This window comes from Leptothoe spongobia TAU-MAC 1115 (assembly GCF_018739885.1).
Lineage (GTDB): Bacteria > Cyanobacteriota > Cyanobacteriia > Phormidesmidales > Phormidesmidaceae > Leptothoe > Leptothoe spongobia.
The window spans coordinates 61,669-84,745 of the sequence record NZ_JADOES010000020.1; the positions used below are offsets into that span (position 1 = coordinate 61,669).

Genomic DNA, 23,077 nt, shown 5'->3' on the forward strand with positions numbered 1-23,077 from the left:
AAACCCATGGGAGTGCTGTAAACTGACCTACTCTTTCTGCTCTTCCCACCATTGTTGCCAGGCAGAGACATCATAGCCATATTGCTCACCGGTCAACGCATGTAGAGCACCGACAAAGTCTCCCACTAGCCATAGGGGATCCTCTTGGGTCGTTAATCGTTCGATGATGGCTGTAATGGTCGCCTCGTCATCTTGCCCTAGACGGGCTGCTGTCCAGGCAGCGGCAGGAGCGGGATGCCAATATTTCTCTCGATCATTAGCTGGTTCGGTCCAGGATTGTTGTAACAGCTCTATGGGTACTTGACCATGACCGTTTAGCCCCATAGCCCATAGTAAGTACCACTGGCTAACATGGGTGGCAGGTGCGGATGCGTTATTTTCAAACAACTGAGCCGATTTGACTGGCAATGCTTGAGTTAGGTAGCTGGTTAGTTGTTGACCTACGGCTGGGTCAGCATCCGTAGCGCTAGGCAGCAATGCAGTGGCCAACACATCCTGGGCATTCCCATCCGTATACGTAATCGGGCTGGTGAGAATAGCTTCTAGCGCTTGGGTGTCCCCTGAGGCAATCACCTGCTGAGGTAGTGGGTCTTTCGGCAGTGGGTCTTTCGGCAGTGGGTCTGCGGGCAGTGGGTCTGCGGGCAGTGGGCCTGTTAGTGTAAGTTTTGACTGCTGGTTGGTTGATAAAACTTGAGGAGTTGGGGGTCCCCACAAAACTCCTTTACCATTGTTGCCTTGTCCACCTACATAGACCTGACCAGTATGAATTGCAACATCCAACGGACGCATATCTGTAAACTGCTGCACCGCTGTCCAAACCATCCCATCGTCACTACGCCAAAGGTATCCATCGCTCTGGGTAGAGCTGACGGCCCATAAGGTGGTCTCTGTCGCAGCAAATGCGCGGATGTAATGGCCATCGAGAGCCGTCACAGGTTCTGTGAGAGTACCGTCCGTCCGCCAAACACTATAGCTATCATCCCGGTTCTGATTGACGCCATAGCCATGACCTTGAAACGCTGTGAGGGACTTTACCCGTTTGCCATCAGGCCAACTATCTATCGCCTGAAAATCATCCCCCTGCCACATCAACACCTTGCTACCCTGCTCATGGACTGCCATGATCTCAGCTAGCAAATGGTCGTCATCCAGCGATACCAGGTTTGTTACTCGACTCACCCGTCGGTCGGGGGTGGGATAGGTATAAACCAGCTCCCACATTTTGCCCCCATCAGATGAACGCTGTAACCCCCCGCTCCAGGCTCCGGTTGCGGCCCACAGATAGTTTCCATGATTTTCCATGGCATGGACATGAAACGCTTCTCCCTCAGGCAAAATATGCCACTGCCACTGGTCACCATTGGTCACCATATATTCTCCTAGATCCGCAGAGAAACGAGGATCCTCAAAGGGCCAATATAATAGTCCCTCTGACACCACTGGCTCCCCCGCACTCTGGCTAAAGAGGTGCTGCTCTAGACGAGTATCGTTAGCCCCTGGTCCATAACTGTAGATATCGGCTGAGTTGTGGTTATTAAAAAGCATGCTGTTGGCAAACCACAGCCGATTATCGTAACTGATCAGGTGACTAACCTCAGCCCAGGGGCCAGGCTGACTCAGGGGCACCAGCGGCTGATCAATCAAGGCAGCATTGACCACCGGTATGGGCACACGTGGGACAGCCGTCCGCTGCTGACAACTAAAAATCGCTAATGATAACCCCAGACATAACCACAGGAAATACCGCTTAACCTTAGAAACTCCCATGGCTCTAATATGCAAACTCGGCTTTAAGACTATGAGCAATACCTTAATCCTGGCTGAGATCTCCCTGCAAAACGCCTGAATGCTAGTCTCGCGACAACTTTCTTTGAGTTGTTACCTGGGTCCCATTCCTCACGATTGGAACAAACGCTCCAGGGTTTGTTTTACCTCCATATCAGATGCTTTTTTCATCACCCAAAAGGTGGTCTCCCAGGAAAAGAAGGAGACACCGCCGTAGCCCGCCTGTTGCACAGCGGCAATCTCATCTATGGTCCGGTTAAAATCTTTGGCCGCTGTTAGGGGGCCGGTATAGAGGCCAATGGCAATGGGCACCTGGGTGCGGAGGTTATGAAAACCGCTGTTGTAAAGGTCCTGTTCAAAAACATTGAGGTCATCGCGATAGAGCTGGACTAACACTTCATCGACAATGCCTAGATTTACCCAGTTAAGCCAATCCTGGAGATATTTACGATAGGCAAATCCGGGCGGGTTGGGCGAAACTGAAATGATCGCCTCGGGCCGTACATCTTTGACCGCTTGGGTAATGTCAGTTAATAGTGTGGTAATGGCATGGGCACGCCAGGCTAACCAGCCAGGGGCACTGGGGTCATCTGGAGGGGGAGAGCCACCGTGGCTATCCTTGTATAGCTGTACCGAATACGGGTCATAGCCCATGGAAATCGGCAGACTAAAGTGGTCGTCTAGCTGGATGCCATCCACTGGATAACGTTTGACCACGTCGACAATCAGGTCTGTCAGAAACTGTCGCACCTCTGGATGCATTGGGTTAAGCCAGGCTAGGTTTCCTCCACTGATCTCTAGTTGAAAGTTCTGGATTGGTTTGGGAAATAGGGGATGAGCCGATAGGGGGGCTGGCACAAACTCTCCGGCGCGGTTGGTGGTCAACCATTCGGGATGGGCTTTGGCAATCGGTGATGAGACCGGTATCATCAGACCGTATTCAAACCAGGGGATCAGGCGCATGTTATGGCGATGGGCCTGACGAGTGAGGCTGTGGAGAATGTCGTCAAAGGGATAGAGGGGAACATTGGCGATGCGATCGCAACATTTACCCCCCGCCCGTTTAGTCACCTGATTGGGATACAGCGTATAGCCCTGATTCCACACACTGGGATACAGCGTATTGATCCGATGCGCCGCCAGATTGGCTACAGCATCATCCAACCGAAAGCTGTAGTAATTAATGGCTGCCGCCGTATTCGTCATCCACACCCCCCGGATTTCATTCGTCGCTGTCAGCTTGATCGCCGGAGCCTGCCAACAAGCCATTACCAGCCATAAAGCCACAATAGCCAGCGCAATATGGCGGCGGCGTTTCTTGGCCCGCACCTGCTTAGATCGGGGGGCTGTATCGAGAGATTTATCAGGCAATATAGCGTCAGACATTCACCATGGACCAACGGGATTCTAAGTATTTCACTACGCTATCTTCACTGTGGTGACCAATAATTTCGGTAGCATGTTGCCGCAGTTCGGGTGTAGCGTTGGCAGTTGCGATCGCCACATCTGCCAGTTGGAACATGGAAATATCGTTGTTGTGATCCCCAAACACTGTCAGATTGTGATTTTGCAAATTATGGAGTAACTGCAGCTCACAAATACCATTCGCCTTGGTTGCTGCTTGATCTTGCAACGTCAGCCAATACCAATCCGGCTGATACGGATTCTCAAACAGATGCATATCCAAACGGCCAGGAAAACGCGTTTCCAACGATTGCGCCAATGCGGCCAATCGCGCTTGAGTATCAATCAGCGTCAACCGCATCACCTGCTCATCCAACACCTTACTCAAGTCAGAATAACAGTGCCAGCGACCATCCTCATTACGCTCAGCATCATCGATATACCACTGAATCCCAGGATTTACATCCGTTGTGAAATACACATGATCATCTTGACCGTCATAGCTAGACACTAGCGGCTTTACATCATGAGCCTGCACCAGGGCCAGAATATCAGCAGTCAAGTCCGTGGCAATGTCATTAACAAACAAATGCTCCCTAGTTACCAAGTCAGTAATATAGGCCCCATTGAGTTCGATCACCGGTAGCGGTAACGAAACACCCTCAAAAATAGGCCCCACCGAACTAACACTGCGGGACGTGGCGATGGTAAACGGTAAGCCCGAAACAAGTAAGCGGTTTAGAGTGTCGCGGGTGTAGGCGGATAAAGTAGCTGTCGTCGAAAGTAAAGTACCGTCAAGATCCGAAACATACAGGGTGGGCATAGAAGTCGTGAGCTGAAAACTTCCAGAATTTGGGGAAATTCACAAGTTAAACCATAGTCCACCTAGTTATGACAGCTAGAATGACAAATTGTCTAGATTAGACACGAAAATTTTATTTTTTGAAAATAGGACGGCATCAATCAATCAGTGATTGCATTGCAAAGACTCTATCCCTTTCAAAAACACCAACAACCGCTCAACAATTTTAGCCACTCCCCCCTCCACATTAGACTCAATATTCAAAGGCAACACCGGATCATGGAGAGAAAGCCGCAACAAAAACCAACCATCTTCCCCAGCAGATGAACAAGCCACCCGAATACCCTCATAATTATCAGGCACCAGCGACCAATCTGATTGTTCTCCCACAAACGCTTTTAGCTGTTCAATAACACTCTCACCATAGGCCTTAAACTCATCCACACCAATCTTGATACGAATTTCTCGACTCTCTTGAGGCTCTTTGAGCGTAGCGATCAGATCCGTCAACGAACGTCCAGATTGATTCGCCTTAGCCAACTCGATCAACAACTTACTCACCAAGTAAGCTCCATCATCCAGAAAATAATTCTCTCGCATGGCCCCATGGCCAGAGGTTTCAATCGCCAGCCAAGACTCTTCGCCAGTTTGGTTAAGACGAACGGCTTCGGTGATGACATTTTTATAGCCGCGTTTAAACCGATGGTGTTTGCCCTGCAAATCTTGCTCAATAAACTGAGCCAGACCATCGGAGGTGATGGAGTCGGTCACAATGGTGGAGCCTGGATGTTCCTTTAGGACAATGGCAGAAATCAAAGCGATCAGGCGATTGCGGTTGAGTTCCAGGCCCTGGTGATCCACCGCAGCAGAACGATCTACATCCGTGTCAAAAATGATCCCAAAGTCCGCTTTGTTGGCTAAGACTGCCTCGCAGATGGAGGCCATGGCATCGTGATTTTCGGGGTTAGGAATGTGGTTAGGAAACATGCCATCGGGGTCTAGAAACTGGCTACCAGTAGTGTCAGCCCCTAACGGTTCGAGAACTTTGTTAGCGTAGAAGCCCCCGGCACCATTGCCAGCATCAACGATGATTTTGAGTCCCTGCAAAGGCTGTTCAAAGTTCTCTGGGTGACTGACGGCGGTGCGAATTTTCTCAACTAGCTGATCAGCATACACGGAGATGAAGTCTCGCTCTGTGATGGCTCTGGCAGTCGTCACTACGGCGAAGTCGTTTTGCTCAGCTAGGGTAAGGATTTCGGTAATGTCTGGTTTGCCGAGGCCGCCTTGGGTGGTGAAAAACTTAAGGCCATTGCGGTTGAAGGGGAGGTGACTGGCCGTCATCATGATCGCTCCATCGCAGTCGAAACCGGGGGTGACGGTGCTCATAAACATGGCGGGGGTGGAGGCCATGGCAAAGTCGTAGACTTGTGCACCGAGGGACACAATACCTGCCATGACGCCCTGCATCAGGGTGGGACCGGAGATGCGGCTATCGCGACCGACGGCGATCTGCAGTTCTGTAGGGGCTTTGCTGAGTTTGGTGGCGAGCCAGGTGGTAAAGGCCTGGCCTAGTCGCTGGGCGATTTCTGGGGTGAGGTTAACGGGTTCGCTGGGAACTCCGTCGATTGCAACACCACGGATGTCCGAGCCATTTTGGAGTTTTTTCCAGTTGAGGTCTTGCATGGGAATGGGGGATTCAGTCGGGTTTGCATTGGGTCATTTTGAGTATGACTGCGGAGACGAAAAATATGGAAAATCCACCAATTTTGTTAATTCATTCAAGCAGCCATCAAGCAAATGTGACAGCGTCAAGAGCGCTCCTTTCTTAGCAGTTTTGTAATGTCTCATCTTCTACTTGGACATTGTTAGCCACAAACTTCTTTGCTGAGCGAAACTTATCCGTTTCCCGAAGCTGCTGACTCATAAACCGGCAAATTTCCAACAAAATGTGAGGACGCTGTGTCGTCAGGCTAATAAACCGCTGTTTTTCTAACTTCAGCAACATACAGTCATCTTTAGCAATCGCCCCGTTCCATCTAGGTGCATCATCAAACAACGCAATCTCACCAAAATAAGTGCCCGTCACCAATTGCTTAATCTCTTTTTGCTCATCGTCTACCGTTTTCACAATCTGCACCGTTCCCGACGCGATGATATATAGATGAGACCCCCAGCTACCCTCCTCAAACACCGTTGCCCCTGCCATAAACTGCTGAGGGACAAGAGCCTCATCAATCAGCAATAACTCATCCAAAGAGAGATTTTGAAACAGGGCCACATCTTTGAGGATAAGCAAACGATTCATAAGCGTGTCAGGGGTAGATGGCTGCAAGGCCGTGTAGACATCCTGTAACAGTGGCGGTGTAGGAAACAAATCACGAGCAACGGCCTGCACTACAGGATCCACATCATTTAAAGACGCCCTGGGGATTTTGGCCAGAGCAATCAACGCACCAGCCCGCAACCAGCGGTCCTTAGACTCTATCGCTTCCAATAGAATGGTATACCCCTTGTTGCGCAGCCAACTGAGGGAAGATTGGCTTGTTTGGTTTGTATTGGCTTGATTTATCTCTGTACTATCTTGTTCCAACAGGGGCAGCAGCGGCAAAATAAATCGACGATGACTGAGGGAGGCAAGCACCTCCACCGCATTGGAGCGATCGCGCTGATCTGGGGTGGCAAAAATCTGATTGACGGTATTGACACTGCGGCTGTGTCCCAAGCTAGCCAGGACATAGAGTACCTTTTTGAGCAGTCGCTGATGGTAGTCGGCAATGGCCACAGCCAGGGGCTGCCAGTTGGGATCATCCTGGGGAATCTGAGTTTGCCAGCGTCGGGTGTGGCTTACCTGCTGAAAATCGTCGGCCAGATGGGCATAGAGGATATCACTCGCGCGGCGAGTACGAATTTTGCCAATGGTGGCGATCGCACTGTTGACTGTATTTCGATTGTGGGACTGCAGTTGCTCTTTTGCTTCGGCTAATCCCCCTTTCTCTGCCAGCCATTGCGCCGCTTGCTGTCGGACCCGAGGATGGTCATCGCCCAGAGCTGTTGCTAGGGGAGCCAGATTCTCGTCGTGACCTTTTTGCCAGAGGTTTAGCGCTGCAATCCTTACAGCCGGTTGCTCGTGGGTAAAATGCTGTTGCGCCAATGTTAATGTGCGTGGACGAATCGCTTCAGGTATGACCTCATATAGGGTAGCGAGGGTCTCTAAACCCAGTTGTCTGGTTTCTGCACTACCCTCTGGCAAAAGTCGTGTCGTCAACAGTTCCAACAAGGTTGCATCGGCGCTACGAGCAACTACTCGAATGACGGCCTTGGTCATGCCTTCATCCAGCATAGACTGCTCAATCTCAGAAAAATCCCTGGGGGCATCGGTGATCAATGTCCCCTGCAGCCGCGCCACCATGGCCAGCGATCGCAAACTCAGATCGTCATGCAGACTTAGCTCATCCAACAGCTCATCCGCAATCACCTGCTGCTGCACCATCAAAATTTCTAACGCCGTCAGACGACAGGTCAACGGTTGGTCCTCACCCAACTGCTGCCGCCAAACTGCCCAAAGCCCAGCCTCCTCAGCCTCCCCGGCTCCTTCTTCCAAGCCCTCACTAAACAACGTCACCACTGCCGATCGCACCTGCCGATCCGCCCCTGGCAACAGAGTCAGCACATCCTCCAAAAACTCCCCCGGTGCGCCTAATCGTGCCGCTAGCTCCAAACCCTTCATCTGGTCGTAACGGTCTTCAGACTGGAGCAAGGTTTGAATTGTGGATTTTAGGGGTAAGACGGTCTGACGACTGGCCAGCCGATCCAGGTCAATGGCATCGGTGCGAATCAGATCTTCCAAGCCAGCGGTGTAAAAACGGCCCATGGGCAGCCGCACCATCAGAAATATGACGACCAAACCACTGACCACCCAGGTGATTTGCTCCAAACTGAGGTTGTGCTCACATAGCCAAAGAAAGGCCCCGGCAAAAGTAAGACCCATCGCATAGATAAATCCGTCGCTGAGGGTACGAATCCGTCCTAAAAATTCCTGGGGAATGGCGTTGTAGTTCAGCTGGTGAACCGGTAGGTTAATGGCTTTATATAGGGCATCCCCATTTAGCTGTAGGCCAATGGCCGCTGGTAGCTGACCGTTTACCCCCAGTCCAATAAAGGCGGCCAGAGTGGTGAGGGGAAATACCGCATTCATGCGGGCTACCCCCAGCCAACGCAGCAGCGGTCGAGTCAGACCGTAGAGAATGGCCATTTGCACGATGCTGACCACCACTCGCATCAGTCCCAAAAAGCCGGTCAAGGCTCGTTGGCTAAACTGCTGACCGTAGATACTAAACCAAAGAAATTCAGAACTGAGGTAGATGATCACCAGCAGAAAACTGCTGGCGGCAAGAAAAATGACTAGGGGATAGCGCTTGGCTAGATCGGGAAAGGATTGTAATGATTCGATTACGCCGACGGTTTCTGTGGGTTGGGTGCTCAGGGGGCGCTGGGTCCGGTCCAGGTAGGTGAGTTGGAGCAGTGCGATCGCAATTACCACGGGTAAACACAGCAGTAGGTTTGGTGTGCTCAACCACCGCGATAGTCCTCCCACCAGTCCCCCACCCACCAATGTCCCCAACGCTTGAGCGATGCCGATGTAGGGCGCATATTGCTTATACTCCAAGGTATTGAAGTAATCCGTCAGCAAACTGGGGTAGAGAATATTGTTGCAAATGTCCCACTGAAAAAAGCTAACAATCAGCAACCCATAGTAAACGGCAGGGATATCCAGGGGTAGGGCCAGTCGCAGCGCTACCATCAGCACCAGTAATACCACCAGCGCCCCACCAAACAGCTGTGTACTGCGCACTCGCTGTACCACCTGGCTCACTGCAATATAGGCCGGCATGGAGCATAGACCGATCAAAATAAAGGCACTGGGTAGACGCTCAGCCCCTAGCTGACTGACAAAGATCGAATTTGCCACTGCGATCGCCATCACACTTTGGACCAGCACAGTTATTGCCAGTAGCAATAGCTGGGTCAATCGACCATCTTGTAGAGATTTGAACGCAGTGAACATTAACGACTGAAGGTCATAGCCTTTTAATAGTATTAAAAGGTCATAACAAAAAAATGAAGAATTTGATTATTAAAAGGATTTAATTATCTAACAATGTAGAGACGATCCATGGACCGTCTCTACATTGTTACCCCTCAAACTCCTCTGCTGCCAAGGATTGCACTGGACGAGGCACTCGATCAATCGGCTCAATGGTGTCCAAATCATCCCCTGTGCCAGCCCCCAGGGTCTTAAACTTGCGGGCACTGACCAGAACTCGACTTTCCAACGACCCGACGGCTTTATTAAAGGTATCGACCGTCGAGTCTAACCCCCGACGCATCTTTTGCAGGTGTCCGGTAAAGACTCGCATGCGTTCATAGAGTTCTCGCCCTAAATGGCTAATCTGCTGGGCATTTTCTGTAACAGCGTCCTGCTGCCAGCCATAGGCCACCGCCTTGAGTAGTGCAATCAGAGTTGTCGGTGTTGCCAAAATCACCCGCTGAGCAATACCGGTTTCGATCAGACTGGGGTCCTGCTCCAAAGCCGCACTAAAGAAAATTTCCCCCGGTAAAAACAACACGACAAATTCTGGGCTGGGCTGAAACTGATCCCAGTAGGCTTTCTGACTCAGCTGCTGAATATGGCGGCGCACCTGCTGAGCATGCTCTTTTAGCTTAGTGATCCGCAGAGCATCATCGCTAATATCCAGGGCCTCTAGATAGGCGGATAAGGGTGCTTTAGCATCGACAACAATGCGTCGCTGCTGGGGCAGCTGCACCACCATATCCGGGCGTAACGCACCATTCGCTACGGCCACTTGCTGGGTGAAATCGCAATGTTCCACCATACCGGCAATTTCCACCACCCGCTTAAGCTGGATTTCCCCCCAACGACCCCGGACATTGGGCGCGCGCAATGCCTTGGTCAAATTTGCTGTTTCGGTTTGTAATTGCAACTGTCCCGTGGCCAAATGGGTGATCTGTTCACTGAGCTGGCTGTAGGTCGACAGACGGTTACGTTCCAAGTCCTGTAAGTAGGTTTCCACCTTGGCCAGGGAAGACTGTAACGGCTGCACTAACCCGTCAATCGCCCGCTGTCGCTGTTGCAGCTCACCACTCGACTGGGTATGAAATTGCCCTAATTTGGTCTGGGCCAGGTTTAAGAAGGTCTCTAAAAATGCCTCATTGTTGGTCTGTAATGCCTGGGCCGATAACGCTTTAAATACGTCTTCCATCCGTTCCCGCGTTTGCTGTAGCAGCGTTAGTTTCTCATCGGTAGCCTGCCGCTGTTCCTGAAGCTGAGTTTTGGCCTGGGTGAGCTGAGCTATGAGCTGGCCATTGTCTGTTTGAAGTCGCTGTACTTGTACTTGCAACTGCTCTGTCCGGGCTGCTTTGGTCTCAGCAGCTGCACGTTGAGCCGTGGCGTTCGTGCTGATTTGACGTTGCTGCTCTAGATCTGTCTGTAGGCTCTGAATCTGTTGCCGTAAACCACTCAGCTGAGTGTCTTTGGCATGTAACTGCTCAATCATGGTGGCCCGTTCGGCTACCAAATCATTTTTGGCTCGTTCTCGTACCGTCTGATAACGTGACTGCCAGATACACCAACTAGCCAGAAAGCCTATTCCCGTCCCTGCCAGAAAGATTACCGGCCAATGCATAGATAAAGTACATAGTTACTATTGCACCATAGAGTAGCACCCCATTCCCCACTCGTAAAATTGAGAGGGATATGCTAAAAAGCTTAAGCATTTTAGGAGATCGCGTTCACTCGGTTACAGCGACCGGGTACCTTCATAGCAGGTATGAATAAGTGTTGATGGATAGATGCAATCCCTGGAGGATAATCTTAACCGCAGCTATATAGCCACTGACTGGTTATGGGCTTTGGGGCATGCCCTAACGATATTCACATCTGGAACTTATATTTCTTGTAGGAGAAACTCAGGGTTTCAACTTTGATGTGGTTTATGTTTTGATAAGAGCTGATCTTTCAGGCTATTCGTAAACATTCATTTACATCCGCCACCGCGACTACATTTATAGCGACTACATTCATCAAGAGCCTTATAGGGAATGACCGTTAAAAGCCCACCAGAGAAATCTATCAAATCTCCAATATTGGACAAGCTGCCAAACTATGGCATTCAGAGCGATGAGTGCCCGCGTCGGGCAAAAACGCAGTTGGACTTTATTATGCTTGCTGTCGAGGCTCTTGAGCTCAACGCATCTCAGGTAATGTTGACGGCCATTAGAGATTTGGGACTACAGGATGTGCTCAAGAGTCGAGTTCACCTATGGCGACTGCGTAGCACTAACCCCCTACGAAAATTTAACCAGCGTCAGCCCCTTACCTTGGAAGAGGCAAAAGCATTAGTCCTGGTGGTTTGTTACCTCTGTCGTAAGCTGACGGTGCTGATCCGTCAATTGTTTTTAGGCTATCAACAGCTGCAGGATCAGCAGCTGTCCCTCGATCATCATTTTCGTTTGGCCAAATATCTCAAACGCTTTCGGTCTCATTTTCGAGCTCGAATGAATCCCAAGCGTGCTATGGTGCTGGCCTACAGTACAGATGAAAAACTGGACGAGTTGGCACTCTCTCTCTTGACTCAACTATTGCTATGCACTGGCACTCGTGGCGAAGAACGGCTATGGGCCAGCCTCTTTGATGGGGAGGTATCATGACCATTCAACGACAGTATGTACTGCCCAACTGTAGCCTCGTGCTAGAAGGGTTGAGCGCGGATGCCTCAAACGTGCTCTCTATCTTGGCTAATGCTGAATTTAAAATTGTAGGTCTAGAAAAGCCTCTGGCAGGCGGTTCGGAGTTTTTCAGGGCGCTAGTTGATGCCATCGGCGCTTATTGTCAGCGTCTCCTGAGCGGTCTAGATCATCCAGATCACATATCTTCTCAGTCTTCGCTGGTGTCTGTTGAACCCGATGAAGGTCAATATCATCGTTTGCTGATCAAGCCTGACGTTCTAGAGGATTTAGCAGACTCATCAGAAAAATCTGCCCCCCAGACGATCAGGCTTTCTACCGTACAGCTGTTTGATATGGCTGAAGCCATTGATCAGTTCCATGCGGATGCCCAGACATTACCCGATTTCTCAGTGAATTTAGCTCCACTGCCTCGCAAATATGTTAGAGCCAGTGAGCCTCTAGCCCAGAGAGCTATACCTCCACTGCTGGGTTTTGGGACCCTGGCTGTAGCTGCTTTGGGGCTATTCTTCTTACCTGTGCCAGAACTGGTTGAGCCAGAAGCGCTGGAACAGCAGACGACATCTGCATTGGAAGAAACCCTGGGGAATGAGCCTGCCACCGATAACCCTGACGAAACTGAACCCGAGGCGGCCGAAAATGCAGCAGCTGGGAGTGAGGCCGAAGCTACAGAGTCATCGCCGCTGATTAATACTGCGATCACTGACAGCACCCAGTTAGAGGCTTTACAACAACAAGTGCAGCAGCAGCTTAGCAGCAGCAGTGTTGGGTCAGAGGATAGCCCCTTTGAACAGCCCCTGCGCTATCAAATTTCAGTTGCTGAAAATGGCGATATCGTCGGTTACAACCCTTTGGATGAGGTGTCATTGGAAAATATTGATACCACTCCCTTGCCGTCACTGACCTACATTCCAGTCAATAATGCTGCGGTCGGGCCAATGGCGCAGTTTGATGTCACGTTTGTTCCCGATGGCACCGTTGAGGTGGTCTCCGATCAAGTCGTTACGCCTACAGCCGTCCCCCCTGCGACCGTAAATCCAGATGCCGAAGCATCTGAATCCATTGAATCCGTTACTCCTGAGTCCATTACCCCTGAGGTTGAAAGCTCTGATGCTGCCGGAGAAAAGGTTGTCCCTTCAGAGGCATCAGGGGAGGGAGCTGACACCACAGAAGAGGCATCCACAGCGTCACAAACAAACGCTGATGCAGCCGACAGCGATATTAAAACCTCCGCTACCGCAGGCAAGCTAGAGAATTTTATTGCCACGCCTATTCGAGATGTTGACCGTATTTATGAGTTAAATCAAGGTCTACGGCGCACGATTATTGATAATCGGGATTCTGATTGGTCTGGGCCAGATATTCGCTATCGCGTCCGTCTTGATGAAGAGGGTAATATAACTGGCTATGAGGCCGATGATGCAGCGGCGGAGCAATATGCAGATGAGCTTAAATTCTCCAATCTGGTCAAGACAGTTCCTGCAGAGAACCCCCAACTTGATTTTCTAGTTGTGATTAGCGCAGCCAATGTTGTAGAGGTTAATCCCTGGGATGGATGGCCTTAGATTTGTCAGATCATTGTTAACCTAATGTTGATACGGCCAGAGGCTTCATCGCTGTGTCTAATGAGCAATACCCTGAACGGCCCGCGCCTGCCTATTCTATTCCTGAACTATCGCCGACGATTCAGGCGGCTCCAGTTCCGGCCTCACCTCCGACTCCACGTCGCCGTTGGGTAAGCTACGGCAGTGATATTTTGCTGGGGTTGGGCTTATTATTGGCCGGTATGCCTTTAGCCTGGCTACTCGGTATTGGTATGGCTAGGGTGATTTCGTTGCCTCGCGATCGCATGCCTTTACAAGAGGTTGTCCTGCGTCGTACCAATCGGGTAATCACAGAAATTCAGCGCTTGCCCAGTCGCTGGCAACCTGCCCCTCCCCCTGAGACCCGGATTGAGCCGATTCCTATCCCCACACAGCCTGTTGTTCCACTGACCCAGCCTCCAGCTGCCCTCAATGCCCGCGAACGTCAAATCGCAGAAGAAGAGCTGGCTGCCCTGCAACAGGAGTTTGAAACCATTCGAAAACGTCTATTTGATCTGGAAAGCAAACTGGGACAGGCCCAATCCACTGAAGATGTGGAAAGTCGGCTAGTTCGTCTAGAGAATCGTCTAGCTCCCAGCCAACCATTACCCTCAGCCACACTACCAGCAGCCCCTTCAGAGTCCCCATCAGTCACGTCGGATGCTCAAAACGACTTAAGTTTTCAACATCCCCTTTTAGAAACCACTGAACTCAAAATCACTCTTCCCAGCGACGCTCTATTTGCACCAGGAGAAGCCCGGTTGCTGTCGACTGCTCCCGGTTTGCTCAACACCATTTTTGAAGATCTAGACCAATATTCAAAGGCCACTATCCTGATTGGCAGTCATACTGATGACCAGATAGAGCCCTCCCAAAGTCAGGCATTAGCTTTTCAACAGGCAACTGCTCTCAGGGCCTATTTAGCCGGTAACCTACCGAACCATCGCTGGGTTACTATCGGCTACGGACAAAGCCAGCCCATCACCGACAACAGCACCCCTGCCTTGCGTCAGCGCAATCGCCGGATTGAAATTGCGATTGATCGCCGTTAAGGGCGACTCATAAACCATGACCAAGTTAAGCCCTGACCTTTTTTCTATGGAAGAACGATCTTTCTGGACATAAACGAGATTTAATCAGCTTATACCGTCCCCCTCATCCCATTGTCCTTTCACATAATGAAAATTGTTTATTTTGGCACGCCACAATTTGCAGTACCTAGCCTTGCCCGTTTATTAAAGGATCCTGATTTTGACGTTGTTGCCGTGGTCACTCAGCCAGATAAACGGCGTGGGCGTGGCGGTAAAGTCACCCCGTCTCCGGTCAAAGCCTTAGCAGCGGCAGCCGATGTGCCGGTATGGCAGCCTCAGAAAATCAAGAAGCACGCAGAAACTTTAGAGTTTCTACGTACCTCCCAAGCCGATGCATTTGTGGTGGTTGCCTATGGCCAAATTCTCTCTCAAGAAATTTTAGATATGCCTCGGCTGGGGTCAATCAACGGTCACGGCTCAATCTTGCCTACCTATCGAGGGGCAGCGCCTATACAGTGGTGTATCTACCATGGCGAATCTGAAACGGGAGTGACCACCATGTTGATGGATGCTGGCATGGATACCGGTCCCATGTTACTCGAAGAAACTATTCCCATCGGGCTGCTAGATAATGCCTGGATCATTGCTGATAAATTATCCAACCTCACCGCAGAATTGCTTCTGAGTACTCTTCATAAACTTGACGGGCAGGCGATTCGTCCCATTTCCCAAACTGAAGAACAGGCTACTTATGCACCACTAATCAAAAAAACTGACTATGCTATTGACTGGCAACGGGCTGCTCTAGATATTCACAATCAGGTGCGCGGTTTCTATCCCAGCTGTGTTACCCAGCTACGTGAACAGTCGCTTAAAATCAGTGAAACTATTCCATTATTTGATGGTGTTTGGTCTCAGCTCCCTCAGGAATATCACATCCTTAAGGACCTCTACAGTAATCTGCAGTCACCTGTTCCCGGCAATATTGCCGCTATTTGGAAGAATCAGGGGCCGGTCATTGGTACTGGCCAGGGATATCTACTACTGCGTCAAGTACAACCTGCTGGCAAAAAGTCCCAGACCGGTTGGGCCTTTGCCAATGGCAGTCGCCTGGAATCGGGTGAGCAATTGGGCCCATCCTAACTGTGGTATGGCATAAGAAAAGCCCCTGGCCAAAAGCCAGGGGCTTGGTGGATGTCCAGAGGAATGTCAAAAGTGAACTAGCCAGCTGCCAGGTAACCCTGAAACGTTGCCTTACGGCGACGTAGATGCTTGAGGGCTTGCTGCTCTAGTTGGCGTACCCGTTCACGGCTAATACCCATGCGCTGTCCTACCTTGGCTAAGGACAATTGAGTCCCGTCTGTCAAACCAAATCGTAGATTGATGACTTCCTTTTGCTGGGGAGTCAGCTCCGTGAGCATATTGCGAATATCCTGACGTAGGGACTGTTGAACTGTGTAATCCTCTGGAGAAACGGTATCGTCCTCCAGCAGTTCTTGTAGCTCAGTGTCCTGATTGTCACCAATGCGCACATCCAAGGAAATGGGCTGGCGGGACATGGTCAGATATTCCCGTACCTGTTCAGGGCTTAGGTCTAGCTCCTGGCCAATTTCAGCAACCGTTGGGCTCCGGCCTAGCTTTTGCGCTAAGACACGTTGCTCACGTTTAATTTTGTTGAGCTTCTCAGTGATGTGAATCGGCAGACGAATCGTCCGTGATTGCTGAGCGATCGCACGGGTGATTGCCTGACGAATCCACCAGTAGGCATAGGTGGAAAACTTATACCCTTTCATGGGGTCAAATTTTTCTACACCACGCTCTAGTCCCAAGGTGCCTTCTTGAATCAGGTCTAAAAACTCCAGGTTACGCTTTTGATATTTTTTGGCCACCGCTACGACAAGACGCAGGTTGGCTTCAATCATTTTGCGCTTGGCCCGCTGACCATGACGGAGCTGATGGGCAAGCTCTGTTTCGGAGACAGTGGCAGCTTCTGCCCACTCCATTCGGTTCGCGTCGCGACCGAGTTCCTCGTCTAACTTACCTTTGATTTCCTCTAGAGCCATGAGACGCTGTACTTGCTTACCCAACACAATCTCCTCTTCATGGGTAAGCAGAGGTACACGACCAATCTCTTGGAGGTAGGTGCGCACGGTATCCGTACTGTACGCAACCGTAGAAGTTCGTTTTGGGGCTTTCAGCTTTGACATAGCTTTTAATGGACCTCCGCTGGAAAAAATGTGTCAGGTTCAGGAAATAGACTTAATCCTTGACCGTCGTTGAGTCGCTGACTGGTGGTCTGTAACTGGGTACGCAGAGCACAACAAAACCGGATTGCGATTCAGTAAAATCACCTAAAAATTCATTTCAAACGCCTAGGCTAAGGCTAAACATCTACCTATATTTCAGAAAAACGAACTTAAGTCGGATTCATTATGAGTTTAATTCTACCCTAGGTAACAGTGTTAATTACATCAGATGAAATATCTCTCATAAAACACATCTCCATTGCCATTACTTTAAGGTTATTAGATGAGAAATCAGTACAGGCTAAGCTTAGAGTTAGCTGAGAGAATAGAGGCTAAATGAGAATCTCTACATCGTCAGTATGTCCTAGGGAGTTAAGTGTCTGGGTGAGGTTTTCCGTGGGCAATAACCGAACTAAAATGTCAACTACAGACAAGTCTCTAACCTCACTCTGCACAACTCATATGACCATCTTGTTAGAAATTTAGTTGATTCCAAAGTTTAGATGAGAGCTATCGGTAATTCTGTAGTTATTGGAACAACTTTTGTCTTATTTCGAGACTAAACCCAGTGTCTAACATCCACCACAAATGCAATGCATGTAGTCTATGAATGAAATAAATGAAACCTTTTATTTCGAAATAGGCTAAACATCTTACTTGGATGATCAGTTACCGGGAGATAATAACATAAGTTAGTTCAAATGTACTAAAAATAACGACTTGACGTTATAACGTTTCTACAGGAACTACCATCGATTGAACTAGATAAGGCTTTTGATTCATTCATGGCTGCCTGATGTCAGCATTTTACTGAGAATCAGATGTAATAAGACAGCCTTAATAAAGTTAGGAAAACACGTTTGACGTCATTATACTGCTAGCTTTTGGTCTATATATACCTACTGTGCCACCTGTGGCAATTCCTGAGAGTGTCACATTAGTTTAGGTTATTGCTAATAATTCCTTCTTCTGGGTGATGGCATGCTATTCAAGCTCAACTCAAGCTCAGCTATAGAGAAACGCCCTTAACTGATGCTGAAGCGGGCTCGACTAGCTTACGTTTTATCAGAAGCTATATTTCCTGATAGCTTGAATTGGCGGCTTTCTGGGGTCTATCCCTAAGTTTAGGGCGATCGAATCCTAGGATAGGACTGGTTTGTTTGATTTTCTGGATTAAGCTCAATGGTCCCATAGATTATTTAGAAATTTTCTATGAAATACTCCTGTATCAGGACTTTTTCGTAAACAATTTGTGCTTATAGGAGCGTTTACGTAACTCTGACGCCAAAGTGTTATTAAATAAGGACGTTCCTGGTAAAACCACTTGGTTTCCTCAATCGGTTTGTCGTCAAGATTACTTGAGTTTTCTAGGTATTCTGAAAAGCTATGTATCATTGGGCACCTTGGAGTTAGTTGAGTATCCCGGTCTCTATTCAGCTAATCAAGGAATTTTATGGCTTCGAACAAACTCACCAGTGGTGCATCCCATGGCTCTAAGCAAAATAGCGATTCAGATTTTTGGCGACAGCTGGATCAAGATTTTCCCTTTAAAGGCGTGGATGAGGAAAAACTACGTCAACAGACCGAACAATGGGTGACCTGCGCCAGTGAACTGTTGGGAGCACCTCCTGTCCATTCAAAAAACAAGACAAAACGTTAACCCACTGTTAACCCACTGTTAACCCATTGCCTGGCAATGTTGCCAGCATAGGTAAAGAGCTCGGGGAACATGGAAACACCCTTTCCACTTGCCGCCTTTTAAAGGCAACAAAACGTCACCTTGGCGGTTTAGATAGCCAAACCATTCTCCGTGATCTGGATCGTTAAAGCGTGACCAAGTGTAGTTATGGACAGTGCGATACCATTGCCAGCAGTCATCTCGTTGGGTGAGTCGGTAGCCTAACAGCAGTGCCACCAGGGTTTCTAAATGCACCCACCACAGTTTTTGGCTCCACTCTAGCTGTTGAGGTGGATGGCCTTTGCGGTCTAAAAAGTAGAAGATGCCTCCGTATTCGCGGTCCCAGCCTTTTTCTAGAATTGCGATCGCACTATCCACTGCTCGATTAATCAACGCCGTATCCTGCCGACGTTGACCAATATCCATCATGAACCACATCGCCTCCAGGCCATGTCCCGGATTTAGCAATCGGCCTTCAAAACAATCCAGAGGAGAACCATTCAGCGCAATGTGTTCATATACCAGAGCGCTCTCAGCATCTAAAAACTCCTCCATAACTGCATAAATAGTCTGATCGAGCACCTGATCTAGATGGTCGGTCGGGAGTAACCAATCCATCTCCAGGGTGAGGTTTGCCAAAATCATCGGTACTGCCAGGGACCTCATTGGACGAGTACCTGGATAGGCCTTGTTATACTGCCCCTTGGGATTATCTTGGCGACGCAACACATTGTTATAGGCCTGGATGGCAATATCCTTAGCGGCATGATCTCCACTGGCCTGGGCATATTGACTAAACGCCATCGCTGCAAAGCAATCAGAAAAAATGTTGTAAGGCTGAACCAGGGGACGGCCCTGACGATCTAACGAAAAGTACCAGTTCCCCCCATCATCACGACCGTACTGCGCCAGAAAGTCAGCACCATGTTGCGCCATCTCTAGCCAATTAGAACGCTGTTCTAGACGGTTGTACAACATGGAAAATGTCCACACTTGCCGATTTTGCAGCCAGATAAACTTATCCGTATCGTAAACCTGCCCCTGGGTGTCTAAGCAGGTATAGTAACCACCGTATTCGTGATCGATTGAATGCTTTTGCCAGAACGGCAAAACTGTCTCCAGTAGGGTTGACCGATAAAGCTCGGTGAGTGCCTTAAAATCCTGAGTAGATAAGCGTTCGATGAGCATGGGTGATACGTATCGAGAAATAGGTCAGAAAAATCTGCGTGCTCACACTATCACACTCTTTTCCATGTTGTGATGGGCATTCAATCTCATCAGGTTAGATTGGTTAGTTCAGTGGTTGTTAGGGCATGCTATATCGGTGAGGAATCAACGGGGCACCTACCCAGTGAAATGAACCATTACTGGACCAAATTTTATGTTGACGACTGAGGAACTCACCGAGCTTAAATATCAAGAGATTTTAGAATACCAAGAAGTTGTGACCAATGCAGCCATCAATAGCAGCGTCATTAGCGCTGCCAATCCCCAAATAGGTTGTCTCTTGACAGCGATTATCACTAGTTTATTCATGGGGTGTTGTGCCATGATTTTTATGCCTAGTCCAAAGCATAAAAATCAACGCTAAAAAACAATTAGCGCTCTTCTCTGGTTTGCCCGATCGAGATATTTTTGATAAAGCTAAAAATAGAGCTGGAGTTTGCCCCCACAAAACTCCAGCTCTATTTTTTAAATATGACTAATCTGACGGATAGCCCCGGTATGGAAGGGACGGTTATGAACAGGATGTCACGTTAGAAAATTCTGTCGTACCGCTAATGTCTGCCAAAGAAACAGTGCCTGTGTTGTTGGCAGATAGCTCGACTTGACCAACAACCTGAAACTGGCCATCAGGAAAGAGCGTTAGTAAATAGCCTGTATCACTCGTATTGCCATTTAAATCAAGACAGAGATTGCCCGATGCGGTATTGTTGGCCTCAACCTCAATGCCTGTCTTAGCTGGGTCAGCAATGTTGTTGCCCGTAGCTGTGTTGTTTTGGATAGTGGTCGTGACTTGCGCGCTATCGGTGGCGCGCACTAAGATACCTTGCTCAGCATTGCCTGTGATAACATTACCCACGATCACCAGCTGCTGGACCACATTGCCACCTGTCGTGACAAAGATACCAGTATCAAACACACTATTATTTAGCTGATTATTCTCAATCTGCACGGTTCCACCTACATTCTCTAGAGCCACCCCTGCACCCAAGGCTCCATCAATCTGGTTCTCTTCGATAGTGACGTTGGTAATGTCGGTTCCTGATATGGCATTGCCAGGGGCATTGGTAATTGAAAAACCAGACAATGTAGTATTGTTGCCCAAGATGATATTGCCACTGTCGATGGTTGGCAGACTACCACTACCTGACAAGGGTAGCTGGGCATCACCAAACTGAGTCGTGACTGTTTGCACAGGGCCTATCGAGAGCACTTGAACCCCGTCAGGAATCGTAAAGCCTCCCCCTGCGTTCCCGGCCTGCACATAAACAATATCACCGCTATTGGCGAGGGGAACGGCATTGGCAACGGTATCAACAGGCGCTTCGGCGGTACCTGCATTAGCTGCATTTCCCGATGTTGGATCAACATGACGAATGACATAAGCATTGCCTGTGGCTGGATCAACAGCGACGATACCCGTTTGCAATCCCCCTGCTACCTGATGATCAATAACAATGGCATGATTTCGCGCAATGGGATCCGCCACCCGCGTGTAAAGACTATTTGATGCAGACTCGTCACTGCGATTGCGTACGCCTGAAGATGGGAAACTTAATCTGGCCTGGAGTAATATATTAGTGCCAAAAATTTCATCAGATTGCACTCCTGCTCCTAGAGTTAAGTAGTCCACTGGATTTACTTCTAATCGTAAACGCCCGCCAATGGCTCCGTCTGTACCTTCTCCATCCAGGTAATAAGCTCCACCAAAGGCTCGCAGTTCGCCACCGTTATCAAATTCAGCGAGTTTAGTTCCTACTTCGGCATCAATCCCACCCAGAGCTGCTTGAAAATCACGAAAATCTAGCACGTCGAGCAAGAGAGCATTGTCTTGGAAGTTAACTCCCGTAATCTGCGGGCCATCACTGCTATCGCCACGTCGAGTATCGCCAATGGGTAGATAGCCATTAACGCGCCAATCCCAGTTGTCACCCAGGCTTTCAAAGCCTACACCCAGCTGATGAAAGGTTTCTGATCCCGTATCACGTACATCCCAAGCGACATATCCACCATAGATTCGCCCCGATTCGAGGACATAAACACGATGGCCAAAGATGACATTGCTACCTAAGTTCGCATCGTTATCTAGATTGACTCGACCATTAAAGTAAGTGACATTGCGCCCCGGTGTTTGATCAAGGGGAATAAATCCTTCGACACTTGTAAATCCATCAAAGCCACCACCCGAGCTATTGTGATTGAGATGAAATTGTGGACTCACGATCAAATTGGTAACTGTTGGAGCCGCTTCATCGGTGGGGGCTACTTCCGTTGATGGAGTCCCTTCAGTTTCTTCAGTTCCTTCAGTTTGAGTAATTGATTGTTGATTATTTTCTACTTCTAGTTCTTGAGCATTAGCTAATAGAAAACTACTAGAAAATAGAACAGAAAATACCCCTGAGAAAATGAGGCAGTAATTTTTTCTCATTGTCTTAAGATTTCTAGACGACGGGACTTGACGAAGAATCAACTATCAGACTTTAGGATGGTCTGTGACAGATGCATTCTAGGATTTATACGTTAATTACTTATGGGTATGCATCGTTGATAAGGCGCGAAAATTAAGCAAATTAGAACATTTCAATTCTTTTTGATTGGATGTACTTTGTACATGGTTCCCTGGCTAAAAGTCTGACTAACGGCATGGCTCAAAAAATAGAAAACCCCCTCTTGATTGTTAAGTCAAGAGGGAGTTTGTGACATTACACCACAAAGTCAGTGGCGCTCAGAGCATCAGGAGTGACATTCTCAATGGTAATTAAGGGTCTGAAAATATCGCTCATGTTCCCCGATATGTCAATGCGTACTTCGGTATGGGAGCCTGCTTGTAACAGCTGAACATACTCAGTAAAGCGATCAACGGTTGGCTCAGTACTATATATAGATGGGTCATTGTCAAAGATTTCGTGCAGGTCGATGCGATCCACGCCTACTTCAAAGTCACGAATCTGATCCATGCGATCGCCATAGCTTTGGTAAACGAATAGGTCACTACCACCTGCGCCAATCAGCACATCGCTGCCCCCCTGGCCCACGAGGATGTCATTATTGTCAGTGCCCATGAGTAGGTCATTGGCTGGAGTCCCAAATGTGAGTGCATCGGTCCCGTTGATGGTGACATTGACCGTAGCCGTATCCGTTGCTCCAAACTCATCAGCGATGGTGTAAGTAAAGCTGTCAGTCGCACTTTGACCACTATTCAATGCATCAAATACACCATTGGGATCGTAGATAAAGCTGCCATCGGCATTGAGCGTTACCATTGCCCCAGAAGGAAGTAGGGTCTGGCTACCAATGGTGCTGTCATCGTCATTGATTTTAGTCACGCTTAAGGTAGCGCCCTGGTCCACATCACTATCCAGACCATTGCCCAGGTTTTCAAAGACGTTGGCGATCACATCAAAGTTATCGTTTACTGAGATGAAATCATCGGTGGCAACGGGTGCATCATTGGTACCGGTCAGGGTAATGGTGACAGTCTCAGCATGACTGGTGCCGATATTGTCGGTGACGGTGACGTCATAGACCTGGGTAATGGTTTCGCCCTCGGCCAGGAAGTC

General features: G+C 49.0%; 16 protein-coding genes. 6 read left to right on the forward strand and 10 right to left on the reverse strand.

Annotated elements, in window-relative coordinates:
• Positions 1-27: 27 nt before the first annotated feature.
• The 6 genes from IXB50_RS11750 to rmuC all read right to left on the reverse strand — a co-directional run bounded on the left by IXB50_RS11750 (position 28) and on the right by rmuC (position 10,695).
• The gene (locus IXB50_RS11750) at positions 28-1,767 is read right to left on the reverse strand and encodes a beta propeller repeat protein (protein WP_215609155.1); all 1,740 of its coding nucleotides are present in this window, start codon (positions 1,765-1,767) and stop codon (positions 28-30) included.
• A 129-nt stretch (positions 1,768-1,896) separates the two neighbouring features.
• Entirely contained in the window at positions 1,897-3,171 is a 1,275-nt protein-coding gene (locus IXB50_RS11755; protein ID WP_215609156.1) for a glycoside hydrolase family 10 protein, read from the reverse strand.
• Positions 3,164-4,012: an HAD-IIB family hydrolase gene (locus tag IXB50_RS11760; RefSeq protein WP_215609157.1), complete on the reverse strand. Its 849-nt coding sequence runs from the start codon at positions 4,010-4,012 to the stop codon at positions 3,164-3,166. The genes IXB50_RS11755 and IXB50_RS11760 overlap by 8 nt, the downstream gene beginning before the upstream one ends.
• Before the next feature lie 144 nt (positions 4,013-4,156).
• Positions 4,157-5,674, reverse strand: a complete 1,518-nt coding sequence (locus tag IXB50_RS11765; protein ID WP_215609158.1) for a phosphomannomutase/phosphoglucomutase — start codon at positions 5,672-5,674, stop codon at positions 4,157-4,159.
• 142 nt (positions 5,675-5,816) lie between these two features.
• The gene (locus IXB50_RS11770; protein WP_215609159.1) at positions 5,817-9,056 is read right to left on the reverse strand and encodes a cyclic nucleotide-binding domain-containing protein; all 3,240 of its coding nucleotides are present in this window, start codon (positions 9,054-9,056) and stop codon (positions 5,817-5,819) included.
• A 127-nt stretch (positions 9,057-9,183) separates the two neighbouring features.
• Complete coding sequence (rmuC, locus tag IXB50_RS11775) at positions 9,184-10,695, reverse strand: DNA recombination protein RmuC (RefSeq protein ID WP_215609160.1); 1,512 nt, start codon at positions 10,693-10,695, stop codon at positions 9,184-9,186.
• Between the two features lie 415 nt (positions 10,696-11,110).
• Here rmuC and IXB50_RS11780 point away from each other — a divergent pair, with 415 nt between their 5' ends.
• The 4 genes from IXB50_RS11780 (at position 11,111) to fmt (ending at position 15,512) form a co-directional block, all read left to right on the forward strand.
• The gene (locus IXB50_RS11780; RefSeq protein ID WP_215609161.1) at positions 11,111-11,719 is read left to right on the forward strand and encodes a DUF3038 domain-containing protein; all 609 of its coding nucleotides are present in this window, start codon (positions 11,111-11,113) and stop codon (positions 11,717-11,719) included.
• Positions 11,716-13,320 carry a DUF4335 domain-containing protein gene (locus IXB50_RS11785; protein ID WP_215609162.1) on the forward strand — a complete coding sequence of 535 codons (1,605 nt, stop codon included), beginning with the start codon at positions 11,716-11,718 and terminating at the stop codon, positions 13,318-13,320. The genes IXB50_RS11780 and IXB50_RS11785 overlap by 4 nt, the downstream gene beginning before the upstream one ends.
• 53 nt (positions 13,321-13,373) lie before the next feature.
• On the forward strand, positions 13,374-14,390 hold the full coding sequence (locus IXB50_RS11790) for an OmpA family protein (protein WP_215609163.1): 1,017 nt from the start codon (positions 13,374-13,376) through the stop codon (positions 14,388-14,390).
• 126 nt (positions 14,391-14,516) lie between these two features.
• Positions 14,517-15,512, forward strand: coding sequence for a methionyl-tRNA formyltransferase (gene fmt, locus IXB50_RS11795; RefSeq protein ID WP_216867646.1), 996 nt, complete (start codon positions 14,517-14,519; stop codon positions 15,510-15,512).
• A gap of 77 nt (positions 15,513-15,589) precedes the next feature.
• Here the strand turns inward: fmt and IXB50_RS11800 are convergent, their stop codons facing one another.
• Positions 15,590-16,576 carry an RNA polymerase sigma factor, RpoD/SigA family gene (locus IXB50_RS11800; protein ID WP_215609164.1) on the reverse strand — a complete coding sequence of 329 codons (987 nt, stop codon included), beginning with the start codon at positions 16,574-16,576 and terminating at the stop codon, positions 15,590-15,592.
• Between the two features lie 1,492 nt (positions 16,577-18,068).
• Between IXB50_RS11800 and IXB50_RS11805 the strand changes: the two genes are divergently transcribed.
• Positions 18,069-18,275: a hypothetical protein gene (locus IXB50_RS11805; protein ID WP_215609165.1), complete on the forward strand. Its 207-nt coding sequence runs from the start codon at positions 18,069-18,071 to the stop codon at positions 18,273-18,275.
• 18 nt (positions 18,276-18,293) lie between these two features.
• Here the strand turns inward: IXB50_RS11805 and IXB50_RS11810 are convergent, their stop codons facing one another.
• Positions 18,294-19,481: a n-acyl-d-glucosamine 2-epimerase gene (locus tag IXB50_RS11810; protein WP_215609166.1), complete on the reverse strand. Its 1,188-nt coding sequence runs from the start codon at positions 19,479-19,481 to the stop codon at positions 18,294-18,296.
• A 193-nt stretch (positions 19,482-19,674) separates the two neighbouring features.
• Here IXB50_RS11810 and IXB50_RS11815 point away from each other — a divergent pair, with 193 nt between their 5' ends.
• Complete coding sequence (locus tag IXB50_RS11815) at positions 19,675-19,884, forward strand: hypothetical protein (protein ID WP_215609167.1); 210 nt, start codon at positions 19,675-19,677, stop codon at positions 19,882-19,884.
• 147 nt (positions 19,885-20,031) lie between these two features.
• Here IXB50_RS11815 and IXB50_RS11820 read toward each other — a convergent pair whose 3' ends face one another.
• Both IXB50_RS11820 and IXB50_RS11825 read right to left on the reverse strand, forming a co-directional pair.
• Positions 20,032-21,945, reverse strand: coding sequence for a DUF1565 domain-containing protein (locus IXB50_RS11820; protein WP_215609168.1), 1,914 nt, complete (start codon positions 21,943-21,945; stop codon positions 20,032-20,034).
• A gap of 274 nt (positions 21,946-22,219) precedes the next feature.
• Positions 22,220-23,077, reverse strand: an 858-nt coding sequence (locus IXB50_RS11825) for an Ig-like domain-containing protein (protein WP_215609169.1), incomplete at its 5' end; no start/stop codon positions are given.

What these genes read in the sequence shown, in the direction of transcription:
- IXB50_RS11750 (WP_215609155.1), bottom strand. Translation starts at nt 1,767, where the DNA reads ATGGGAGTTTCTAAGGTTAAGCGGTATTTCCTGTGGTTATGTCTGGGG.
- IXB50_RS11755 (WP_215609156.1), bottom strand. Translation starts at nt 3,171, where the DNA reads ATGTCTGACGCTATATTGCCTGATAAATCTCTCGATACAGCCCCCCGA.
- IXB50_RS11760 (WP_215609157.1), bottom strand. Translation starts at nt 4,012, where the DNA reads ATGCCCACCCTGTATGTTTCGGATCTTGACGGTACTTTACTTTCGACG.
- IXB50_RS11765 (WP_215609158.1), bottom strand. Translation starts at nt 5,674, where the DNA reads ATGCAAGACCTCAACTGGAAAAAACTCCAAAATGGCTCGGACATCCGT.
- IXB50_RS11770 (WP_215609159.1), bottom strand. Translation starts at nt 9,056, where the DNA reads ATGTTCACTGCGTTCAAATCTCTACAAGATGGTCGATTGACCCAGCTA.
- rmuC (WP_215609160.1), bottom strand. Translation starts at nt 10,695, where the DNA reads ATGCATTGGCCGGTAATCTTTCTGGCAGGGACGGGAATAGGCTTTCTG.
- IXB50_RS11780 (WP_215609161.1), top strand. Translation starts at nt 11,111, where the DNA reads ATGACCGTTAAAAGCCCACCAGAGAAATCTATCAAATCTCCAATATTG.
- IXB50_RS11785 (WP_215609162.1), top strand. Translation starts at nt 11,716, where the DNA reads ATGACCATTCAACGACAGTATGTACTGCCCAACTGTAGCCTCGTGCTA.
- fmt (WP_216867646.1), top strand. Translation starts at nt 14,517, where the DNA reads ATGAAAATTGTTTATTTTGGCACGCCACAATTTGCAGTACCTAGCCTT.
- IXB50_RS11800 (WP_215609164.1), bottom strand. Translation starts at nt 16,576, where the DNA reads ATGTCAAAGCTGAAAGCCCCAAAACGAACTTCTACGGTTGCGTACAGT.
- IXB50_RS11805 (WP_215609165.1), top strand. Translation starts at nt 18,069, where the DNA reads ATGGCTTCGAACAAACTCACCAGTGGTGCATCCCATGGCTCTAAGCAA.
- IXB50_RS11810 (WP_215609166.1), bottom strand. Translation starts at nt 19,481, where the DNA reads ATGCTCATCGAACGCTTATCTACTCAGGATTTTAAGGCACTCACCGAG.
- IXB50_RS11815 (WP_215609167.1), top strand. Translation starts at nt 19,675, where the DNA reads ATGTTGACGACTGAGGAACTCACCGAGCTTAAATATCAAGAGATTTTA.
- IXB50_RS11820 (WP_215609168.1), bottom strand. Translation starts at nt 21,945, where the DNA reads ATGAGAAAAAATTACTGCCTCATTTTCTCAGGGGTATTTTCTGTTCTA.